We start from the raw sequence: 20,335 nt of genomic DNA, 5'->3' as shown, positions 1-20,335 counted from the left end.
GATTGATAATTAAAAAAAGATATGAAAAGAGCAGTAAGATTAGCCATTATTTTATGAACATTAAACTATCGATTAGAAGATGCGCTTTGAATTGAACCGTGCTATTAAAAAGAACCTCTATCATGAAATTCTTTCTATTTAAATTTGAAGATGGTTTATTTAGGAAATTTATCGAATGTTTTGGCGTTAATTGCTTTGTCATACCAAGTTGCTTTCTCTGAACAGAAAATATGACTATCTGGTTCTATATTAGGAGATCCATTTAAACTCCCCGCAGGGACAACCAACGCTTTCCCAGTACGCGAGATATATGGCACATTACTACCACAGTTATTACAAAAAGCACTAGAGATTGCACGACCAGGTACATCAAAGCGTTTTACTGAGTCTAAACCACTTAACCATGTAATATTATTTGGTGTTGTAAATAAGTTAGACGCATGAGCTGATCCCGTTGCTTTTTGACATTGAATACAATGACAAAGGTGAAATTTTTTAAAGTCATCTTCACTTTCAAATGACACTTTTCCACATAAACAACTACCTGAGATTGTAGACATATTAGTAACCTTAAGTTTTATATTTAATATTTATTGAACGTTAATTTGACGGTTGAAACTAGCTTCATCTCTAATACCTATACGGTTACCATCTGGATCGTAAATATTAATTGTTGAACCCCACTCACTTTCTATCAATTCAGTAGGTATTCCAAAACGCTTCATTCTTTTCATTGCGGCATTAATATCCGCCACATTAAAACGCAATTTAGATGGGCAAGACTTTATTGACTTCCCATTTGGCTCTGCAAAGCCCTCTGTTTCTATCATTAAATATCCAGCGCCAAATTCTACACAAGTGAGTTTAAAGTCACCTTCAATTTTGGAAAACATAATCCTGAGATCTAGAACATCGCGATAGAAAGCGACACACTCATTATAGTTTTCAACATTTAAAATAATACCATAACGTTGAGTATCCACTTAAGTCCTTACTGGTTAAATTACGCTAAAAGAAGTGAATTAAAAGCTTCCATTACCAAAAAACAATAGAATTTGATATTAAGGTTGAATAATAAAGTTGAGTAATAAAACTGAATAATAAAACTGAATAATAAAACTGAATAATAAAACTGAATAATAAAACTGAATAATAAAAGTCAGCAATAGAAATTGCACTTATTATGCGAATTTAGGAATGGAATTAAATAAGTGATCAGAGATCGTACAGGAAAAATTAACACTAATAAGGCGTGAGTTGTAGGAGATAGTTGTTCTCACTTCAAAACTCACAACGCAGTTAGGGGGGATTTTAACCAGCAAGAATGATCACCTTATTAATTCTTTTGCTATTAATAATAGAAGAAAACAACATAAATCGACATTGTTATTTCTAGCCCTTATCTTTATGACTTTACATTATTGATAAGTTCGACCTTGATGCTTTAACCACCCCCCAATATGATAGCCATTAGGATCCTTGTGTGTCCAATGAACCACACCCCCTCGCTTATTCCATTCATACTCACCATAAAACTCAACTCGGTCACCCTGTGATATTGAATTGAGACGAGGTGCTAAATCAATATTATGTGCAATTAAAATGGTTTGCCCAGAGCCTAGACGTAAAATAAACTTTTGATGGCGAGAACCTTTATTATCATCCTTTAATAACTTAGTAACAGTGCCTGTTCCATTGACTTGAACATCACTACGTCTATCTTGATAAGCACTTTCTGCACTTTCGCTAACTGAATTAGTAGTAACATTATTCTCAGTGACCACATTTGAATTTTTAACAAAAACGGACACATTACTGTGATTAAATGACCATTGATAAAATACAATTCCAATAATGATTCCAATAACAGTAAAAACTAATATCTTTTTCATTTTAAACTCTCATTCTTTTTAAAAAAAATCATTAAAAGCAGTTCATTAAAAACGGTTCATTAAAAACATTTTATGCTTAATCCACCAGCGAGAAATTAAACTAACATTAACGCAGTGCAAGCTAATAAGGCAGGTAAGCCCTGCACTAAAAGAATAGATTTTTTAACGGTAAACGCACCGTATAAGGCAGCAACAATAACGCATAAGACAAAGAAGATTTGAATTTGACTGCCTATGAGTGAATCAGGGTGTAGTAATCCCCATAATAAACCTGCAGATAAAAAACCGTTATAAAGGCCTTGGTTGGCTGCCATCACTTTAGTCGCTTCAATATCTTCTTTTTTAATACCAAACACTTTTTGAGTACGGGGCTTTTCCCATAAAAACATCTCTAATATTAAAATGTATAGGTGTTCAACTGCGACTAAAGTGACCAGTATAATTGATAAGGTTTCCATGATGATATCCTGTCATAAGTGAATAGAATTTAAAAATAACAATCTAGCTTATTTATGATTTTACTATATCTATTAATTAACCATCATTTTAAGACTTTTTAAAATTGAGTCATCTGCACTTTCAAGTTAAACGTTAGACAATTTCATCCTCTAAATGAAACTGATTATGGATAATATCATCCATATTAATTGGATCTATTCACTCTTTTTCTATTCGTTAACATAAAGCAAAATAATACCGATTACATTAAATAAGTGTTCTAAATTTTGTGCAGGAAAAATGACTTAGTTTAAGGCGTAAATTGAGGCCTTTCGAAGATTAACTTCGTTAATCGTCTGTCGGTGAATTAACTAAAACATGTTAATTCATTAATGGCTGTTCCCTTTACGAAATTTACAACGAAGAAATAAGTTAATTAGTGTGATTGGTATAAATATTCATTGAATGAGCAATACAACAAAAAATGACTATAGGCTATTTATGACTACAGCTCCCTTTAACAGTCTTCATAAAAATAAAGTATTCTCGCCCAAAATAGGAATTAAAATGATCGTACAAGTCATTAAGTTTGATATAAAACCAACTCATATCGCATTATTTAAAGCACTGCTTGAAGATGATAAACAAGGATCAAAAAATGAAGCCGGTTTATTGGAAATGCGCTTATATCAAGATAAGAATTTACCTAATATATTTTTTGCCTATGAACGATTCGATAATCAAAGTGCAATAGACCATCACTCAACACAACAATACACAAAAGCATTACTTGATGCATTGCCAACAATCAGCAATAAAGCGCCAGAAATATTTTACTTAAATGGTACAACACCAGCGCCTCTTTTCGAAAAAAATCCTAAAACAGTTAATACTGAAGATGAATTATTTATTATGTTCTGTATTTTAAAAATAGACACACACTATAAAGCAGAATTATTAACTCAGTTTGAAGAGCATATAACGCAAACTCGTCAACAAGAACAAGGCAACTTACTCTTTGATTTATATACAGTAGAAAACCAAGAAGATACGTTAGTAATATATGAACATTGGCGTAAAGAGTCTGACTTATGGGACATTCACTTTAGTCAGCCTTACGTAATAGAAACAGCTAAGTTAATGGAAAAAGCAGTAATAGGTGAGATTAAGCAATATATGAGTTTTGTCACTGAAATTTAAAATAATGTGAAATAACCAGAAATCCACTTCTTAAATTCAAGTGATAAGTCGACTAATGAGAAGCAGAGTGTTTAACTATCATCTGCTTCCCTAAAGTCAGTTTCCACTTAACGACTTAAAGCCTAAGTGTAAGTGTAATAAAGAATAAACTTACTTTATAAAGACTAACTACAGCTACCAGTAAGTGTCCATGATGCATCACTTCCTGGAATACTGTTTGTATACCAGTTAGCAGTATAGGCATTACCACCGTATTGCATCGAATCTCCTGATTCATTATGCGTGTACGAACCTTCTGAATAGTCTTTTTTAACCCAATCAGGATAAGTATTGATACTAGAGCAATCAACATCAGCAGTAGTCACTGTATCAGTGCTATCAAGTGTGTCGATACTGTCTACTACAGTGTTAGTATTATTTTCTATATCTGTACTGTCTGTTGTATCAATTGTTTCCTCAGCAGTGTCAGTATTCTCTGTTGTTTCTGTACTGCCTGCAGAACGAGTACTACTGTCCCAACCTTGAACGATCTCTTTTACTTTAGTGCCAGAGTCAGTTAAAGAATCCCAATCACCGCCTTCAGTAAAGGTTGATGCACCTTCATTTTTATCATTAAGTGCCCAATTAGCGTGGCTGATATTATTCGTTTGCAAGAACGTCATCCAAGCATTAGTTTCAGATGTATTGACGCTACCGTTACCATCAGAGTTTACCGTTCCCCATTCAGTTGCAAATAAAGCAATACCATTATCTAAAGCAGTTTGTGCTTTATCTCGATATGATTGCCCATGAGTACCTGCATAAAAATGTAACGTATAAGCGATATTGATACGATCGATAGGATCTTCAGAAGCAACATCTACATCTTGAGACCATGTTGGGGTCCCGACGACAATCAAATTATCAGGATCTATTTCGCGAATTTTATCGATCACTGTTTCTGCATAAGGTTTAATATCACTAGACCAAGAAACACTTAAAGGCTCGTTATAAATTTCATAAATGACATTATCGTAATTCCCATACTTAGCAGCAACTTCCTCAAAAAAGGCAATCGCAGTTGCTTGGTCTGTATGCGCATTATGGCTATGTAAATCAATAATAACGTACATATCTTCCGCGATAGCAGCATCAACAACTGTATAAAGTCGTTCCATATTGCCATCCCAATCATAATTCAAGCTGCCGCTGTAATCAGTGCCGTGACCAATAGCAGCACGAATGATATTGGCACCAAACTCTGACTTGGCATTATTAACAATATCAGCGGTATAAAAATCTTCGCCTCCCCAACCAGTATTACTCCAAAATAAGCTAAGGCCGGCAAAGCTAGTATTCTCTCCACCTGCTAACACTTGGTTCCCAGTAACGGTTAATGGTTCAACTGCAGCGCTGGCCATCGTCGTCATTCCTACTAACAAAGCTAAAGACAAGTAACTTTTCTTAAATACTCCTTTTGTTTGGTTATTTAAAACGTAATTCATAATATTTCCTTTAAATTAATTTATTATCCATTTTTAAAGTGAACTCATATAAGGTTAGTTTTCATCTTTTTTGACCAAAACCTCCTCATATTTGTCATCAATAAATACCGAAAATTCATCATTTAAAAGCACCTAATCAATAAAGTCTATGATAGGACTAAGAAGTAAAATTAAACTTTTAACAGTAAATTTCGCTTTGAATAGCTGCCTTTAAAATTCAGAGAGAAAAGTAAAACTAAGGCTTAACAACAACCAAAGCTTCTATATAACTTTTTAATGTATAAAGCTTACACATCAAAAATTGATAACGATTATCAATGTCATATAAAAGTTTAAGTCTATAAAGATCAAATAAAGTTCAATCATGATTTTTAACACAATGTTTTATAAATAAAAAAGATAGGAAAAGATTGGAAGAATAAAGAGCAAAGGGAATATAAAATGTAATCTAAGAGTCTATTATACCAAAATAATTAATAAGGAGATCATTCTTGCTGGTTAAAATCACCCCTAACTGCGTTGTGAGTTTTGAAGTGAGAACAACTATCTCCTACAACTCACGCCTTATTAGTGTTAATTTTTACTGCGCAATCTCTGATCACTTATTTAATTCCATTGGTATTACGAGTATTTTAAATAATGCCAATGACACTAATTAGCTGATCTATTTTACTTATAAAATAACTTATTACTTCATTGTTAATTCAGTAAAGAGAACAACTAAGTACAGGTGGAGATAAGTGAAACAATAAGATATTAACGCATTTGAACAACTAATTAAGTGAGCAAATTGATTAAACGGGGAAACTATCTACAGACTTAACAAAACCCGGTTAAGGTTATATCGACCCAATTCCAATCATGGAACAAGGCCGAGATTAATGGTGATTTATTAAAATGAATTGTTGCTATAAATTGTTGCTATGATCGGTTTATCACGAGGCGACTTATAACTTAAACTCACTAAAATTAACTATTGCTGGTTAACGCCACTTTTACACCAAAACCAATTAATACACTACCGACCACTTTCTCTATTTTTTGTTTATGTGTATTAAACTTCTTAACCAACGCAGGGTGGCTAAAGAATAGAGAAACAATACTAAACCAGACAACATGTGCTAAGCAGATAATTAGTCCATATAACAATTGCACCCACACAGGGGTTGACGGATTGACCACTTGTGTAAATAAACTAAGGAAAAACAATGTGGTTTTAGGGTTTAACGCATTAGTGATAAAGCCTAATTTGACAGCACCAAAACGCGATAATTTAGCTTCACTCGTCACCCCTTCTGCACTTAACTTACTTTTTGAAGTAAACGTTTTATAACCAATATAAATTAAGTACGCCGCCCCCATATATTTAATCAATGAAAACAATACGATTGATTTTGAAATAATAATCGCCAATCCAGCAATCGAATAAGCAACGTGTATCCAAATAGCTAATCCAATACCTAATGCCGAATATAATCCACTTTGTCTTCCGTGAAACATACTATTACGAGAGATCATAATGAAATCAACACCAGGACTAATCGCCATGAAAATAGCAATAACACTCACTGAGATCAATTCAGGTAAATAATTTAAAATATCCATTGTTAACGTCCTGTTTTTGGATTGCTAGTAAGGTGACGGCAGTAAGGAAAAAAGGCCTTATAAATTTTTAATGCCTACATTCAATAAGTGAATGAAGACATTTAATTCGATTCGGTTTTTATATCTGTTTCTGATATTACATTATAAAACTAAATACAACGTACAAAGTTTCAGATAAATTATGACAAAAGACATATCAATAAAAAGAAAGGATAAAAATGGCATTTCTACAAGAAGAGAATATAAGTTGTCCGTATTGCGGAGAAACAATCACTATATTACTTGATCCGTCAGATACTGACCAAGATTACATCGAGGACTGTCAAGTTTGCTGCCAACCTATTAACTTTTCAGTGGTAGCGAATGAACTAGATGAGCTTGAAGTGATCGTCAGTAGTGATTATTAGCAGCGGTGATTATTAGCAATAGTTATCGACATTAATTTACTTTAAGGGCGAACACTTCTGAACAGAGAAAATTTACACATAAAAAAAGCCACAATGAACAACTCAGTAGAGTTATTGCATGTGGCTCTCAATAAAAACGAAGCATTAAATTAAATAGGTAATACTTCATTAGTTTTCAAAAAAAAGCTTTGAAATAGAAGCTTGAAAAATTAAGCGTTTAAATGTGTCACTAATTTTTCAGCTACTAATTCAGAACTTGCAGGATTTTGACCTGAGATGATCAAGCCATCTTGTACTGCAAATGCAGCAAAATCATCTACTTTTTGGTAATCCGCACCGCGCTTAATTAACTCGTCTTCCACTAAGAAAGGTACGATATCAGTTAATTGTACTGCATCTTCTTCACTATTAGTGAAGCCAGCAACAGCTTTACCTTTAATAACAAACTCACCGCTAGCATCTTTAATATCTAATAATACTGCGCTTGCATGACATACTGCGCCAACAGGTTTATTAGCAGCTAAGAAGCTTTCAATCAATTTAATTGAATCAGCGTTATATGCAAGATCCCATAATGGTCCGTGACCACCAGGGTAGAATACTGAATCATAATCGCTTTCATTAACCGATGATAGAACAACGGTGTTAGCTAATTCTTTTTTTACAACTTCATCTTGGTCATAGCGTTTCGTTGCATCTGTTTCAAAGTCAGATAATTGACTTGTTGGATCAATCGGTGGTTGACCGCCTAATGGAGATGCTAATGTAATATCGAACCCCGCATCTTTAAATACGTAATACGGTGCAGCAAACTCTTCAACCCAAAAACCTGTTTTATGGTCTGTATCGCCTAATTTATCGTGTGATGTTAAAACCATTAATATTTTTTTGCTCATGATAATGCCCTTAATACTGAGAGTGTTTGATAGCCAACTAATGGCTGATGTAAACAGTATAGGCTCACTTAAGAATTGAACAATGCATACTTTATGAATTTCATTGTTCTAACTATTGATACAATGATCAATACAAGAGTACAAGTAACTGTTAATATACCGTTTATATTAGTGTAAATAGCCCATTCACCTTTTAAATGGACATATCGACAACACAAACTAAAAGAGGCATTAATGGAGCTGTCATTTGAGCAACTAAAAAGCATGGTCGTTTTTGCTCAGGTTATTGAACAAGGCAACTTGAGTGCAGCGGCTAAACACGTTGGGTTATCTCGAGCTGTCGTCAGCTATCATATTAAAAAGCTTGAAACACAGTTAGGCATAAAACTACTTAATCGTTCTACACGTAGCATTGCATTAACTGAAGCCGGTAGCCAATACTACGAACGTTGTAAAGTGATTGTTGAGCAAGCATTAGCGGCTAACCAACAAATCGAAAACCTTAAGAATAACCCTACTGGTTTAATTAAAATTGCTTGTCCTGTCAGTGTCGGATTGCACACCATCGTCCCAGCATTAAATTCATTTCGTCAACTTTATCCAAATATACAATTAGAAATAAACCTCAGCGATGAAGTGGTGAATATTATTAAAGATGGATTTGATATTGCCATTCGTGGGGCTGCTTTAGCCGATTCAAGCTTACAAGCCACTAAACTATCTACTTTAAGTACCTGTTTATGTGCCTCACCTGAATACTTATTAAAATACGGTCGCCCTAATACACCTGCACAATTAGCAAGTCATGATTGGGTAGTTTATAAATTAGCTGCTAGTGTATTAGAACTTAAAAAAGGTAATCGTTCTTATAGCGTTAAGTTAAAAGGTAATATTAGTACTAATAACGCAGCAGCTAGAACGGCTTTTGTTGAAGGTGGCCACGGTTTAGGACGTATTCCTACCTATGATGCAGCCCCTAAAATAAAAACAGGTAGCTTAGTGCAATTACTAGATGACTATCAATTAAACGATATTGATGTTTATGCGGTATTTCCTCCGGGCGCTGCGGAGTCTAAAAAACTGCGATTATTAATCGATTACTTAAAAGATTACTTTAAAAAAAATAAACTTACATTAAGCTAACAAAAATTTAAAAACTTTAACGTTATTTAATGAATAAGTAACAGTATTTTTATAAGATAAAACTTAAAATACAATGACTGTTCCCTATTAGTTAAATTGTTAAATGAATGACTACTAAATTAATTGTTAATTAGATTTCAAATAGCGACGAACAAAAAATTAGTTTTGAACCAACTTATCCGATGCCTTTATCTACAGAGAAGATTTTATTATGCCGAACAAACGTCCTCTATATATTCCCTTTGCTGGGCCCGCATTATTAGAAGCACCACTATTAAATAAAGGCAGCGCTTTCTCATCTGAAGAACGTGATAATTTTAATTTAACGGGTTTATTGCCTCACAATATTGAAACCATTGAGGAGCAGTCACTTCGTGCTTATCAACAATTATCATCTTTCTCTAGCGACTTAGATAAGCATATCTATTTACGTAATATTCAAGATACTAATGAAACATTATTTCATCATTTGATTGAGCAACACATCGAAGAAGTAATGCCATTAATTTATACCCCTACCGTTGGTCAGGCATGTGAGAAATTTTCTAAAATATACCGTCGTAAACGTGGCTTATTTATCTCTTACCCTGAGCGTGACAAAATTGATGACATGTTACAAAATGCCACTAAGCAAAATGTAAAAGTTATCGTAGTGACCGATGGCGAACGTATTTTAGGATTAGGCGACCAAGGTATCGGCGGCATGGGTATTCCGATTGGTAAACTAGCTTTATACACGGCTTGTGGTGGTATCAGTCCCGCGCATTGTCTTCCTATTTTGTTAGATGTAGGTACAAACAATAGCCAACTACTGAATGATCCTATGTACATGGGATGGCGTAATCCACGTATTACTGGTGAAGAATACAATGAATTTGTCGATTTATTTATTCAAGCTGTTAAACGTCGCTGGCCTGAAGTGTTATTACAATTTGAAGATTTCGCACAAACTAATGCAACGCCACTATTAAATAAATACCGTGATCAATTATGTTGTTTTAATGATGATATTCAAGGTACGGCTGCTGTTTCGGTAGGTACGTTAATTGCTGCTTGTTTGAATAAAGGGCAAAAACTTAGCCAACAAAATATTGCCTTTTTAGGTGCAGGATCTGCGGGTTGTGGTATTGCAGAACATATTATTAGACAAATGCAACGCGAAGGTTTGACTGAAGAGCAAGCTCGTAAACAAGTATTCATGGTTGACCGTTATGGTTTATTAACAGATAACATGACTGAACTACAAAGCTTCCAAGCGCCACTTGTTCAAAAAGAAACTGATATCGCAAGTTGGGATAAGACTCAGAAATTAGGGTTAGAGCAAGTTGCCAAACAAGCTAAAATTACCGTATTGTTCGGTGTAAGCGGTCAAAAAGGATTATTCACTCAAGGCGTTATTGAAGCGTTATGTGAAAATACTGAAAATCCAATCGTATTACCACTGTCAAACCCAACATCTCGTGTAGAAGCAACACCACAAGAGATAACAAACTGGAGTAAAGGTAAAGCCATTATTGCAACGGGTAGTCCTTTCCCAAATACACTTTACGAAGGTCAATCTTTTGAAGTTTCTCAATGTAATAACAGTTATATTTTCCCTGGTATTGGCTTAGGTGTATTAGCAGCACGTGCAACGGGTATAAGTGATAATATGTTAATGGTGGCAAGCCAAGCATTAGCGGATGCATCAATGGAATATGAAAAAGCACCTGGTGCATTGTTACCACCATTAAAAGTCATTAAGCAGATCAGTGAAAAGATCGCTTGTGCTGTTGCCCAACAAGCAATTGAAGATAAATTAGCACTACCGGTTACGGATGAAAACATGCATCGCCGTTTAGAGGCTAATTTCTGGTTACCTAAATACCGAAACTACCGTCGTACTTCTTTCTAATAAAATAGAAATAAATTAGGCTATAAACAATCTAAAACAGATACTTAAAATCACTGTTTTAAAGCGCAATAAAAAGCCGTGTAGTAACTTAATGAGAGCAATTTAAGTTACTACACGGCTTTTTAATACGTGATAATTATATTTCTATAGCAGATATTCTATGACGAGATGTTTTATCGCTCGTTAATTAATGCCCATTGCATAGCGCATGACACGATTTTTAACTTGCCCTGATTGTTGCGCAAGCCCCAAGAAACTTTTTCGTAATACGCGTATTAAATCAGAATCTGATTTACTGACTTTATAAAATACATCCATACCCGTTTGCATTAATAAGTTGGCAGGTCGACGTTGACATTGATAGCGCTTTAACATTTCTGGTATCGATAAGTCACTGCATTGAATTAATAGTTCAACAAGACATTGGACATCTTTAAAACCTAAATTAACGCCCTGTCCTGCTAATGGATTAATGGTATGTGCGGCATCTCCTAGCAGCACTACACGGCCTTGATAGTAATGTTTAGCATGGCGACGCGTTAATGGAAAACCACCTTTAGCATCCACTTCAAAATCAAAATCTAATTTAGGAAATTCAGCTAATATAGTTTGTTTGAGCTGTTGATTAGTTAAACTTTGTAAATGCTTTATCTTTTGTGGGCTGTGGTACCACACTAAACTGGCATTATTGCCCGCAAGTGGTAAAAAGGCACAAGGGCCAGTCTCCCTAAACTCTTGCCAAGTGACGGTTTGTTGTGGGCAATCAGTAGTAATATTAATGAGTAAACAATGTTGACGATAATCCCAACTTGTCACCGGAATATGTAAGTAATTACGTACCCCTGAGTTAGCACCATCACAGGCCAGTAGCAATTCAGCCGTAATCACTTGTTGGTCAGACAAAGTGACTGTTACTTGTTGTTCATTTTGCTCAATATCAGTTACTTCACAATTTTCATAAAAATGAACATTATTTAATTGTTTTAAACGTTTCCACAATACCGCTTGAATCCAACGATTTTCAGCAATATAACCTAATTGTTCAGCACCAATATCATCACTTGAAAACATGAGCTTTTGGCTACCTTGCTCCCAAGTATGTAATCCTTGATAAGCACAAAGTCTGTTTAATGGGATATCTTCCCATACACCAGCTTGCTCAAGTAAGTGTTTACTTTGTGCGCTGAACGCGGAAACTCGGAGATCAAAGTCATCTTCACTCAATGGCATCGTAAAACAAGACTTTTCAACTAAGTGTAATGTATCACCTTGTTTAGCAAGCAATAACGCCGACAATGCGCCTACCATTCCCCCGCCAACAACGATAATTTCTCTATTTGCCATTACACCCTCAACTATTTGTCTTATATGGAATGAATGATTGTACGTAAAAGATGCCTTGTTGGGAAAATTAACCTAATATTTTGATGTCATAAAACTAAGATATTTGGATCACCATCAATAAAAGCAAAGCGAGCAAACAAAAAGTAGCATGATTGCTTTGATGTGCGTAAAATGCGACCTCTTTTAAAGAAACAAACAAATTAGTCTCAACTAATAGCAACAATGGTAGGCAGTGAATATGAGTATGAAATTACACGTTAAAACTTGGGGTTGTCAGATGAATGAGTACGATTCATCGAAAATGGCAGACCTTTTAAATGCCAGCAATGGATATGTTTCCGTTGATGAAGCAGAAGATGCAGATGTAATTTTATTAAATACCTGTTCTATTCGTGAAAAAGCACAGGAAAAAGTATTCCACCAACTTGGTCGTTGGAGAAAACTAAAAGAAAAAAATCCTAGCATCATTATTGGTGTTGGTGGTTGTGTTGCTTCACAGGAAGGTAAAGCGATTCGACGTCGTGCACCTTATGTCGATATTGTTTTTGGACCGCAAACGTTACATCGTTTACCAAAAATGATTCAAGACGTGAAAGACAATAAAGGTAATGTGGTCGATGTCAGTTTTCCTGAAATTGAAAAATTTGACTCTATGCCAGAACCTAGAGCTGAAGGCGCAACTGCTTTCGTCTCTATTATGGAAGGTTGTTCAAAATACTGTACTTTCTGTGTTGTACCTTACACACGTGGCGAAGAAGTTAGCCGCCCATTAGATGACATTCTATTAGAAGTTGCACAACTTGCAGAACAAGGTGTACGTGAAATCAACCTATTAGGTCAAAACGTAAACTCATACATTGGTGATATGCACGATGGTGAAGAATGTAGTTTCTCTGAATTACTACGTTACGTTGCTTCTATCGATGGTATTGATCGCTTACGTTACACAACCAGTAACCCAATTGATTTCACTGATGAAATCATTGATGTTTACCGCGACACACCAGAATTAGTCGATTTCTTACACCTCCCAGTACAAGCGGGTGCAGATCGTATTTTAACCATGATGAAACGAGGCCATAATGTAGCGCAATACAAAGAAAAAATTGCAGCATTAAAATTGGTTCGTCCTAATTTAACGATCAGTTCTGACTTCATTGTTGGTTTTCCAAATGAAACAGATGAAGATTTCCAACAAACAATGGATCTGATTAACTATATTGGTTTTGATACCAGTTATAGTTTCATTTATAGCCAACGTCCTGGTACGCCAGCGGCAGATATGCCAGATGATGTCACACTAGAGACGAAGAAAAAACGCTTAGCAATATTACAAGATAGAATACATCAGCATTCTCAATTAATTGGTCGTCGTATGGTCGGCTCTGTGCAACGTATTTTAGTTGAAGGCCCTTCTCGTAAAAACATCATGGAATTATGTGGTCGTACTGAGAATAACCGAATTGTAAACTTTGAAGGAGACCATCGTTCGATTGGTGGTTTTGTTGATGTTGAAATTACTGAAGTACATACCAACTCAATTCGTGGTAAGTTTATCCGTGGTGAATCAGAAATGAATCTACGTGAATCAATTCGCCCAAGTGATATTGTAAAAAGCAAAGCAAAAAAATTAGGTGTTGAAACGTTTATTCCAGCATAAGCTTTGCTTAGAATAACTTTTTATCCAAAATAAATAAGGCGTTAAAATTTGACCACAAAATTAACTACATTACACCTTGATTTAGAGCCTGCAGATAAAGATCGCCTAGCGGTTTTATGTGGTTCTTTCGATGATAATATAAAACAAATAGAACGCCGTTTAGGTGTTGAAGTTATCTATAAAGATGCACACTTTCAAATAGTGGGTGAAGAACGTTACGCTCAAGCAGGCAGTGAATTGATCAATGATTTATACATTGAAACTCAATCTATAAAAGGTAAAGCCGCACGTTTATCTGATGAAGATGTGCATTTAGCACTGCAAAATGTAATTAGTGAACATCGCTTATTAGAAGTGAGTGTAGCCTCTGAAGAAGTTGGTTTTAAAAGCTTAACCATTAAAACTAAACGTGGTGTTATTAAACCTCGTGGTGAAAACCAAACAAAATACGTTAGCAACATTTTACGTAACGATATTAGCTTTGGCGTTGGCCCTGCTGGTACCGGTAAAACCTATTTAGCAGTTGCTTGCGCTGTAGAAGCACTAGAGCGTCAAGAAGTACGTCGTATTCTATTGACGCGCCCAGCTGTTGAAGCAGGGGAAAAGTTAGGTTTCTTACCTGGTGATTTATCACAAAAAGTAGATCCTTACTTACGTCCACTTTATGACGCTTTATTTGAAATGTTAGGTTTCGAGAAAGTTGAAAAATTAATTGAGAAAAACATTATTGAAATTGCACCACTTGCTTATATGCGTGGACGTACTTTAAATGATGCATTTATTATTTTAGATGAAAGCCAAAATACGACGACAGAACAAATGAAAATGTTCTTAACGCGTATTGGTTTTAACTCTACCGCCGTTATTACCGGTGATATTACACAAATTGATTTACCTCGCCATCAAAAGTCTGGTTTACGCCATGCAATTGAAGTATTAGGTGAAGTCGATGACGGTATCAGCTTTAACTTTTTCTTAGCAGACGACGTAGTGCGCCATCCAGTGGTCGCTCGTATTGTTAAAGCCTATGATGCTTTTGATAGAAAAGCTGAAATAGCAGAAAGCGAAGCGAGAAACGCTTAATGGAATTGTACGTTGATTTACAGCTTGCTAGTGAAAACCAGCAAGCCTTACCTGAACTCGCACAATTTGAAGCTTGGGTTAGCGCAACTATCATTGCGGCTAGCGAGCAAATCCGTGATGAAGCTGAACTGACCATCCGTATTGTAGACAGTGAAGAAAGTCAGCAATTAAATCACCAATATAGAGGAAAAGATAAATCAACAAACGTATTATCTTTTCCTTTTCAGAATCCACCGGGGATCACATTGCCTTTGTTAGGGGATCTGGTAGTCTGTAAAGAAGTGGTTGAAAAAGAAGCAACGGAACAAGAAAAACCGTTGATTTCACATTGGGCACATATGACAATTCACGGCACACTACATCTTCTCGGTTTCGACCATATTGAAGAAGATGAAGCAGAAGCGATGGAAAGTATTGAAACCAAACTCATGATTGAGTTAGGTTATAGTGACCCTTATTTAAGCGAAAAAGAGTAAATAAAATTAATGTCGGAAGATTCTCAGTCTAGTAACGAACAGCCTAAAGAAGGTCTGTTCGATAAAATCGGTAACCTATTTCAAGGTGAACCTAAAAGCCAAGATGAATTATTAGATGTGATTGATAGCGCTAAACAGCGTCAAGTTATCGATCAAAAAACCAAAGAAATGATAAAAGGTGTTATCGACGTATCTAAAATGCGCGTTCGAGACATTATGATTCCACGCTCACAAATGGTGACATTGGGGTTACACCAACCAGTTGAAGAGCTGCTACCTGAAATTATTAACTCAGCTCACTCCCGCTTCCCAGTTATTACTGAAGATAAAGACCATGTTGTTGGATTATTATTAGCAAAAGACCTTATTCAATATGGTTTTAGCTCTGATCCTGATGATTTCAAAATAGAAGATATTCTTAGAGAAGCCGTTGTTGTTCCTGAAAGTAAACGACTAGATACTTTATTAAAAGAATTTCGTAGTCAACGTTACCATATGGCGATTGTTGTTGATGAATATGGTGGTGTATCAGGTTTAGTGACTATCGAAGATATTTTAGAAGTGATTGTTGGTGAAATTGAAGATGAATTTGATTACGAAGAAGAAGATGAAATTCGTAAAATAGGTAAACGTACTTTTACCGTAAGTGCATTAACAACATTAACTGATTTTAATGAATTTTTCGAAACTGATTATAATATTGATATTCAGGATACGATTGGTGGTTTAATCTTGCATGAACTAGGGCACTTGCCTAGTCGTGGTGAGAAAATAACCATTAATGAGCATAAATTTAAAGTCACTAATGCTGATAATCGTCGTTTGGTACAACTACAAGTACGCGTTCCAAAAGAATTGAAAAAAGAGCTTAAAAAAGATTGAAAAAATACCTGAGCAAACTGCTAAATAAAACAACGTCTTCTTTATCAGCGCAATTATTAACGGCTGCCTTTTTAGGGGCGATACAAGTATTTGCTTTTGCTCCTTTTCAACAATGGTGGGTTTTATATCCATCATTTATTGGCATTTTTTTATTGCTCAAAAAAACACAACAGCAACATAAGAAGCTGTTTTTAGTCAGTTTTGTTTTCAACCTATCGATGTTTGTGGCCACCTTACATTGGATCTATGTCAGCATGGATCTTTTTGGTGGCATGCCGCTTATCATCAGCGCGTTATTAATTGTATTGTTGTGTGCTTACTTAGCGTTATTTCCTTCCCTTGCACTATGGCTGACTTACAAAATCCCAACTCAATCGTCAGTTATTCGATTATTGCTTATTATGCCTAGTGTGTGGTTAATTACCGATTGGCTGAGAGGCTGGGTATTAACTGGTTTCCCTTGGGCTTATTTAGGTTATAGCCACGCAGATACAGTACTGGTTGGTTTTGCTCCTATTGTCGGCGTTCAAGGCATCACCTTAGCCATACTACTTATTTGTGCTTGCCTTACTCTCCTCATTCTTAAAAAGTCACAAAAATTAGCGTCATTATTAATATTGGCTTTAGTAATGAGTGGTTATAGCTTAAAAAAACTTACTTTTACTGAATTACAACCTGCAATTAAAGTGGCTTTGGTACAAGGTAATATAGATCAGAACAAAAAATGGGAGCCAAACGAGCTCTACCCTTCTATATTAAAATATTTAGAATTATCAGGGGTTAAAAACAGTAAAGATAACAGCGGAAATGACCTTATTACCGCTAAAAAACCGGCAGAAACTGAACTTGTTATTTGGCCAGAATCAGCAATTGCAGGCCTTGAAGTTGATATGCAACGCTTCTTACAATCTTTGTCTTTAAAGTTTACAGAGGAAAATAAAGCATTATTAACAGGTATTATTAATTATGATGTTAATAACAAAGACTATTACAATAGCATCATCATGTTAGGAAAATTACCTCCAGGCCAAGGTTACTCGCAAACTAGCCCTAATCGCTACGCTAAACATCAATTATTACCGATTGGTGAATTTGTTCCCTTTGAAGATCTTTTACGTCCTTTAGCACCGTATTTTAATTTGCCAATGTCGAGCTTTCAGCGTGGCGGTGCAATACAGGAAAACTTGAAGTTTTCAAACAGTACACTCGCACCAGCGTTATGTTACGAAATTGCTTTTCCTGAATTATTACGTAAAAACGTTCATGAAAAAACTGGATTAATCATTACCCTAAGTAATGATGCTTGGTTTGGTGACTCAATCGGTCCAGCTCAGCATTTAGAAATAGCAAGAATGCGCGCCATTGAGCTAGGTCGTCCATTATTACGTAGTACTAACAATGGTATTACTGCTATTTATGACAGCCTTGGCAATGAACTTGGTCGCTTACCTTCTAATACCGATGCGGTATTACGACGCACAGTTCAACCCGCTTATGGGCAAACACCTTATCAACAAGTAGGTCAAACTCCCTTATTTATTTTCTGCCTATTATCATTAATATCAGCATTTATTTTAATTAAAAGAAAAGCTGCTTAATCGTAACGCCTTAGTGAACCATTACTTTCATGACTATTTATATAAATAAGTTTATTAAGGTGTTTTATGAAAAATAAAATAATAACTTTTCAAAACAAAACCTTTCAGAAAAAGCTTTGGACCATTGCTCTGCCAATTACTCTTCAATCATTACTATATTCCTTTTTAGGCTTAGTCGATATATTAATGGTTAGCCAATTAGGCGAAGCTGAAATTGCAGCGGTAGGCTTAGGTAATAAAGTATTTTTCTTCAATTTATTAATGATGGTTGGCGTTAGTCATGCAGGAGGTGTACTCGCAGCTCAATATTATGGAGCCAAAGAACTTTCTGGTTTACGCCGCAGTTTAATCACCTCTTTATTAATTAGTCTATTAGTTACCCTTCCCTTTGTTGTTTTTTATGTGCTTTCACCAAATACAGTGACAGAATTGGCGAGTAACGATGTTGAACTGTTAAATTATGCAGATCAATATTTAAAAATCACTGCTTATAGCTTTCTATTTATTGCTGTTGTATTGCCTTTAGAAACAGCCTTACGCTCAGCAGGAGACACCAAAACAGCGATGAACATTAGCTTTTTAGTGTTACCGCTTAATGCATTCTTTAATTACCTTCTTATTTTTGGACACTGGGGCATACCAGCAATGGGCGTAGAAGGAAGTGCTTGGGGAACTTTTTTAGCTCGCGCCATTCAAATGATATTATTAATGCTGTTTATTGCTAAATGGCGAACCTTTGTTATCGCAAGTATTGAAGAAATTAAAGCAGCACTTTCTATTCTTGATATACGCCGTTATTTAAAACTAGCCATTCCAATGGTATTACATGACAGTGGATGGGCATTAGGTGTTTTCGTATACACTTTAATATTTGCAATGATAGGCGTACAAGAATTAGCAGTAATAAGTATGGTGTCGACTATTGAACAAACTGTGTTTGCACTATTTATTGGTGTCGCTATTGCCAGTGGAACAATGATCGGCCATGAATTAGGTGCAAAGGCCTTTGATAGAGCATGGCAACAAGCTTGGACTTTTATTTTATTTGTTCCTGTTTTAGCGTTTATATTTGTTCCGTTAATTATCTATTTCAGAGAGCCAGTATTATCTTTTTTTCCAACACTCTCTGAATCAGCAACAACAAGTGCTTCGCAAGTTTTATTAGTACTTGCCTGTGCTTTATTTATACGAGTTATAAACTTTATTGGCATTATCGGCGTATTACGTAGCGGAGGTGATATAAATTACAGTACATTCATGGATATTTTTTGCATGTGGTGTGTCGGAATACCATTAACCTTTATCGCAGTGAAATATTATAACTTCACTTTAGTTGAGGCTTATATTATCGCGTTATCAGAAGAATTAATTAAAGTATTAATGGTATTACACCGAGTTCATAAAAAACATTGGCTTAAAAATGTTTTACCTACTTAATTAAAGGTATTTTAATTCATAAACAAACAATCATGATCATAATTTATCACTGCTATTTATAATGCAAACTGATACCATATTTTTTTAATTTTTAACGTCTATCAAAGGAACCTTCATGCTTTTTAAGAGAACGGCCATCATTACACTTTCAACCTTATTTTTGACCGTTGGATGTATTTCTATTTCAACAGATGAAGAAGCGCAAAAAGTACAAACAACGCTTCAAGAACAAGCAAATAAAATTACCGATTTAGAAACGGCTTTAATAGAATCTAAAGCAGATATTGAAGAAAAACAAAAAGCATTAGAAAAAAATAAAACAGATTTAGAGAAAGTACAACAAGAAAAATTAGAACTTGATGAAAAGTTAAAGCAGAAAGTAGCTGCAAAACCTGTAATAAGAAGGACTAACATTGCAGCTAAAAACACAACAAAACGAACTAGCTCAGATAAAACTATTTTAGGTCAAACCGAATGGATTTATGTAACAAAAGCAAAGGAAAACTTTAAAGCTCGTATCGATACTGGAGCAGCAACTTCATCTATCAACGCATTAGATATTCAAGAGTTTGAACGTGATGGAAAGAACTGGGTTAGATTCAATATTTCTCACGATCAAGACCAAAAAGAACAAATAATTGAAGCCCGTGTCCTTCGCTATGTAAGAATACTTCAATCCAGTGAGCCTGGTGAATATGACCGACGACCTGTTGTCGAATTACATGTACAAATTGGTGGTGTCGCACATCGTTCAGAATTTACCTTAACCAATCGTCAACATATGGAATATGCCGTTTTAATTGGCCGCAGTTTTATGCAAGATGTGATTATGGTAGATGTAAGTAAAGATTATATTTATCCAAAATATCAACCCCAAGATACAAAATAGGAATCAT

General features: G+C 35.2%; 19 protein-coding genes. 11 read left to right on the top strand and 8 right to left on the bottom strand.

The genetic code is table 11. The features are described from left to right. Positions 1-155 precede the first annotated feature (155 nt). From GQR59_RS02480 to GQR59_RS02465, 4 genes are all read right to left on the bottom strand, one after another. Entirely contained in the window at positions 156-560 is a 405-nt protein-coding gene (locus tag GQR59_RS02480) for a GFA family protein (protein ID WP_025565061.1), read from the bottom strand. Between the two features lie 30 nt (positions 561-590). Then, positions 591-983, bottom strand: coding sequence for a VOC family protein (locus tag GQR59_RS02475; RefSeq protein ID WP_160060562.1), 393 nt, complete (start codon positions 981-983; stop codon positions 591-593). Between the two features lie 435 nt (positions 984-1,418). After that, positions 1,419-1,892: a DUF3465 domain-containing protein gene (locus GQR59_RS02470; RefSeq protein WP_160060561.1), complete on the bottom strand. Its 474-nt coding sequence runs from the start codon at positions 1,890-1,892 to the stop codon at positions 1,419-1,421. Positions 1,893-1,987: 95 nt separating this feature from the next. Further along, the gene (locus GQR59_RS02465) at positions 1,988-2,350 is read right to left on the bottom strand and encodes a DUF1304 domain-containing protein (RefSeq protein WP_160060560.1); all 363 of its coding nucleotides are present in this window, start codon (positions 2,348-2,350) and stop codon (positions 1,988-1,990) included. Positions 2,351-2,897: 547 nt separating this feature from the next. Here GQR59_RS02465 and GQR59_RS02460 point away from each other — a divergent pair. Continuing rightward, positions 2,898-3,530, top strand: coding sequence for a putative quinol monooxygenase (locus tag GQR59_RS02460; protein WP_160060559.1), 633 nt, complete (start codon positions 2,898-2,900; stop codon positions 3,528-3,530). Between the two features lie 164 nt (positions 3,531-3,694). Here the strand turns inward: GQR59_RS02460 and GQR59_RS02455 are convergent, their stop codons facing one another. Both GQR59_RS02455 and GQR59_RS02450 read right to left on the bottom strand, forming a co-directional pair. Continuing rightward, a complete protein-coding gene (locus GQR59_RS02455; protein WP_236546628.1) occupies positions 3,695-5,014 on the bottom strand; it encodes a cellulase family glycosylhydrolase in 1,320 nt (439 codons plus the stop codon). Between the two features lie 969 nt (positions 5,015-5,983). Next, the gene (locus tag GQR59_RS02450; protein ID WP_160060558.1) at positions 5,984-6,619 is read right to left on the bottom strand and encodes a LysE family translocator; all 636 of its coding nucleotides are present in this window, start codon (positions 6,617-6,619) and stop codon (positions 5,984-5,986) included. A 218-nt stretch (positions 6,620-6,837) separates the two neighbouring features. Here GQR59_RS02450 and GQR59_RS02445 point away from each other — a divergent pair, with 218 nt between their 5' ends. After that, positions 6,838-7,026, top strand: coding sequence for a CPXCG motif-containing cysteine-rich protein (locus GQR59_RS02445; protein ID WP_025565068.1), 189 nt, complete (start codon positions 6,838-6,840; stop codon positions 7,024-7,026). Between the two features lie 209 nt (positions 7,027-7,235). Here GQR59_RS02445 and GQR59_RS02440 read toward each other — a convergent pair whose 3' ends face one another. Next, positions 7,236-7,922 (bottom strand): type 1 glutamine amidotransferase domain-containing protein, encoded by a 687-nt coding sequence (locus GQR59_RS02440; RefSeq protein ID WP_160060557.1) that lies wholly within the window; start codon positions 7,920-7,922, stop codon positions 7,236-7,238. A gap of 234 nt (positions 7,923-8,156) precedes the next feature. Between GQR59_RS02440 and GQR59_RS02435 the strand changes: the two genes are divergently transcribed. Both GQR59_RS02435 and GQR59_RS02430 read left to right on the top strand, forming a co-directional pair. Then, the gene (locus tag GQR59_RS02435; RefSeq protein WP_160060556.1) at positions 8,157-9,065 is read left to right on the top strand and encodes a LysR family transcriptional regulator; all 909 of its coding nucleotides are present in this window, start codon (positions 8,157-8,159) and stop codon (positions 9,063-9,065) included. Positions 9,066-9,273: 208 nt separating this feature from the next. Then, positions 9,274-10,959 carry an NAD-dependent malic enzyme gene (locus GQR59_RS02430; protein WP_201288057.1) on the top strand — a complete coding sequence of 562 codons (1,686 nt, stop codon included), beginning with the start codon at positions 9,274-9,276 and terminating at the stop codon, positions 10,957-10,959. Between the two features lie 183 nt (positions 10,960-11,142). Here GQR59_RS02430 and GQR59_RS02425 read toward each other — a convergent pair whose 3' ends face one another. After that, positions 11,143-12,303, bottom strand: a complete 1,161-nt coding sequence (locus GQR59_RS02425; RefSeq protein ID WP_160060554.1) for an FAD-dependent monooxygenase — start codon at positions 12,301-12,303, stop codon at positions 11,143-11,145. A gap of 238 nt (positions 12,304-12,541) precedes the next feature. On the opposite strand from GQR59_RS02425, the gene miaB reads away from it, so the two are divergent. From miaB to GQR59_RS02390, 7 genes are all read left to right on the top strand, one after another. Continuing rightward, the gene (gene miaB, locus GQR59_RS02420) at positions 12,542-13,963 is read left to right on the top strand and encodes a tRNA (N6-isopentenyl adenosine(37)-C2)-methylthiotransferase MiaB (RefSeq protein WP_160060553.1); all 1,422 of its coding nucleotides are present in this window, start codon (positions 12,542-12,544) and stop codon (positions 13,961-13,963) included. Positions 13,964-14,011: 48 nt separating this feature from the next. Next, positions 14,012-15,046, top strand: a complete 1,035-nt coding sequence (locus GQR59_RS02415) for a PhoH family protein (RefSeq protein WP_160060552.1) — start codon at positions 14,012-14,014, stop codon at positions 15,044-15,046. Next, positions 15,046-15,522 carry an rRNA maturation RNase YbeY gene (gene ybeY / locus GQR59_RS02410; RefSeq protein ID WP_160060551.1) on the top strand — a complete coding sequence of 159 codons (477 nt, stop codon included), beginning with the start codon at positions 15,046-15,048 and terminating at the stop codon, positions 15,520-15,522. Before GQR59_RS02415 ends, ybeY begins: the two co-directional genes overlap by 1 nt. Before the next feature lie 9 nt (positions 15,523-15,531). Then, entirely contained in the window at positions 15,532-16,404 is an 873-nt protein-coding gene (gene corC, locus GQR59_RS02405) for a CNNM family magnesium/cobalt transport protein CorC (RefSeq protein WP_160060550.1), read from the top strand. Then, the gene (lnt, locus tag GQR59_RS02400) at positions 16,401-18,002 is read left to right on the top strand and encodes an apolipoprotein N-acyltransferase (protein ID WP_236546627.1); all 1,602 of its coding nucleotides are present in this window, start codon (positions 16,401-16,403) and stop codon (positions 18,000-18,002) included. The genes corC and lnt overlap by 4 nt, the downstream gene beginning before the upstream one ends. Before the next feature lie 66 nt (positions 18,003-18,068). Then, positions 18,069-19,439, top strand: a complete 1,371-nt coding sequence (locus GQR59_RS02395) for an MATE family efflux transporter (RefSeq protein WP_160060549.1) — start codon at positions 18,069-18,071, stop codon at positions 19,437-19,439. 115 nt (positions 19,440-19,554) lie between these two features. After that, on the top strand, positions 19,555-20,328 hold the full coding sequence (locus GQR59_RS02390) for an ATP-dependent zinc protease family protein (protein ID WP_160060548.1): 774 nt from the start codon (positions 19,555-19,557) through the stop codon (positions 20,326-20,328). Positions 20,329-20,335: the final 7 nt, after the last annotated feature.

The sequence above is a fragment of the Psychromonas sp. L1A2 genome (assembly GCF_009828855.1).
In the GTDB taxonomy this organism is placed as follows: domain Bacteria; phylum Pseudomonadota; class Gammaproteobacteria; order Enterobacterales; family Psychromonadaceae; genus Psychromonas.
The sequence above is the reverse complement of the archived record's forward strand: the minus strand, read 5'-3'. Positions and strand labels throughout refer to the sequence as shown.

Bases quoted from the DNA above. Each gene is read 5' to 3' on its own strand.
- GQR59_RS02480 (WP_025565061.1), bottom strand. From the start codon at position 560: ATGTCTACAATCTCAGGTAGTTGTTTATGTGGAAAAGTGTCATTTGAA.
- GQR59_RS02470 (WP_160060561.1), bottom strand. From the start codon at position 1,892: ATGAAAAAGATATTAGTTTTTACTGTTATTGGAATCATTATTGGAATT.
- GQR59_RS02465 (WP_160060560.1), bottom strand. From the start codon at position 2,350: ATGGAAACCTTATCAATTATACTGGTCACTTTAGTCGCAGTTGAACAC.
- GQR59_RS02460 (WP_160060559.1), top strand. From the start codon at position 2,898: ATGATCGTACAAGTCATTAAGTTTGATATAAAACCAACTCATATCGCA.
- GQR59_RS02455 (WP_236546628.1), bottom strand. From the start codon at position 5,014: ATGAATTACGTTTTAAATAACCAAACAAAAGGAGTATTTAAGAAAAGT.
- GQR59_RS02450 (WP_160060558.1), bottom strand. From the start codon at position 6,619: ATGGATATTTTAAATTATTTACCTGAATTGATCTCAGTGAGTGTTATT.
- GQR59_RS02445 (WP_025565068.1), top strand. From the start codon at position 6,838: ATGGCATTTCTACAAGAAGAGAATATAAGTTGTCCGTATTGCGGAGAA.
- GQR59_RS02440 (WP_160060557.1), bottom strand. From the start codon at position 7,922: ATGAGCAAAAAAATATTAATGGTTTTAACATCACACGATAAATTAGGC.
- GQR59_RS02435 (WP_160060556.1), top strand. From the start codon at position 8,157: ATGGAGCTGTCATTTGAGCAACTAAAAAGCATGGTCGTTTTTGCTCAG.
- GQR59_RS02425 (WP_160060554.1), bottom strand. From the start codon at position 12,303: ATGGCAAATAGAGAAATTATCGTTGTTGGCGGGGGAATGGTAGGCGCA.
- miaB (WP_160060553.1), top strand. From the start codon at position 12,542: ATGAGTATGAAATTACACGTTAAAACTTGGGGTTGTCAGATGAATGAG.
- ybeY (WP_160060551.1), top strand. From the start codon at position 15,046: ATGGAATTGTACGTTGATTTACAGCTTGCTAGTGAAAACCAGCAAGCC.
- corC (WP_160060550.1), top strand. From the start codon at position 15,532: ATGTCGGAAGATTCTCAGTCTAGTAACGAACAGCCTAAAGAAGGTCTG.
- GQR59_RS02395 (WP_160060549.1), top strand. From the start codon at position 18,069: ATGAAAAATAAAATAATAACTTTTCAAAACAAAACCTTTCAGAAAAAG.
- GQR59_RS02390 (WP_160060548.1), top strand. From the start codon at position 19,555: ATGCTTTTTAAGAGAACGGCCATCATTACACTTTCAACCTTATTTTTG.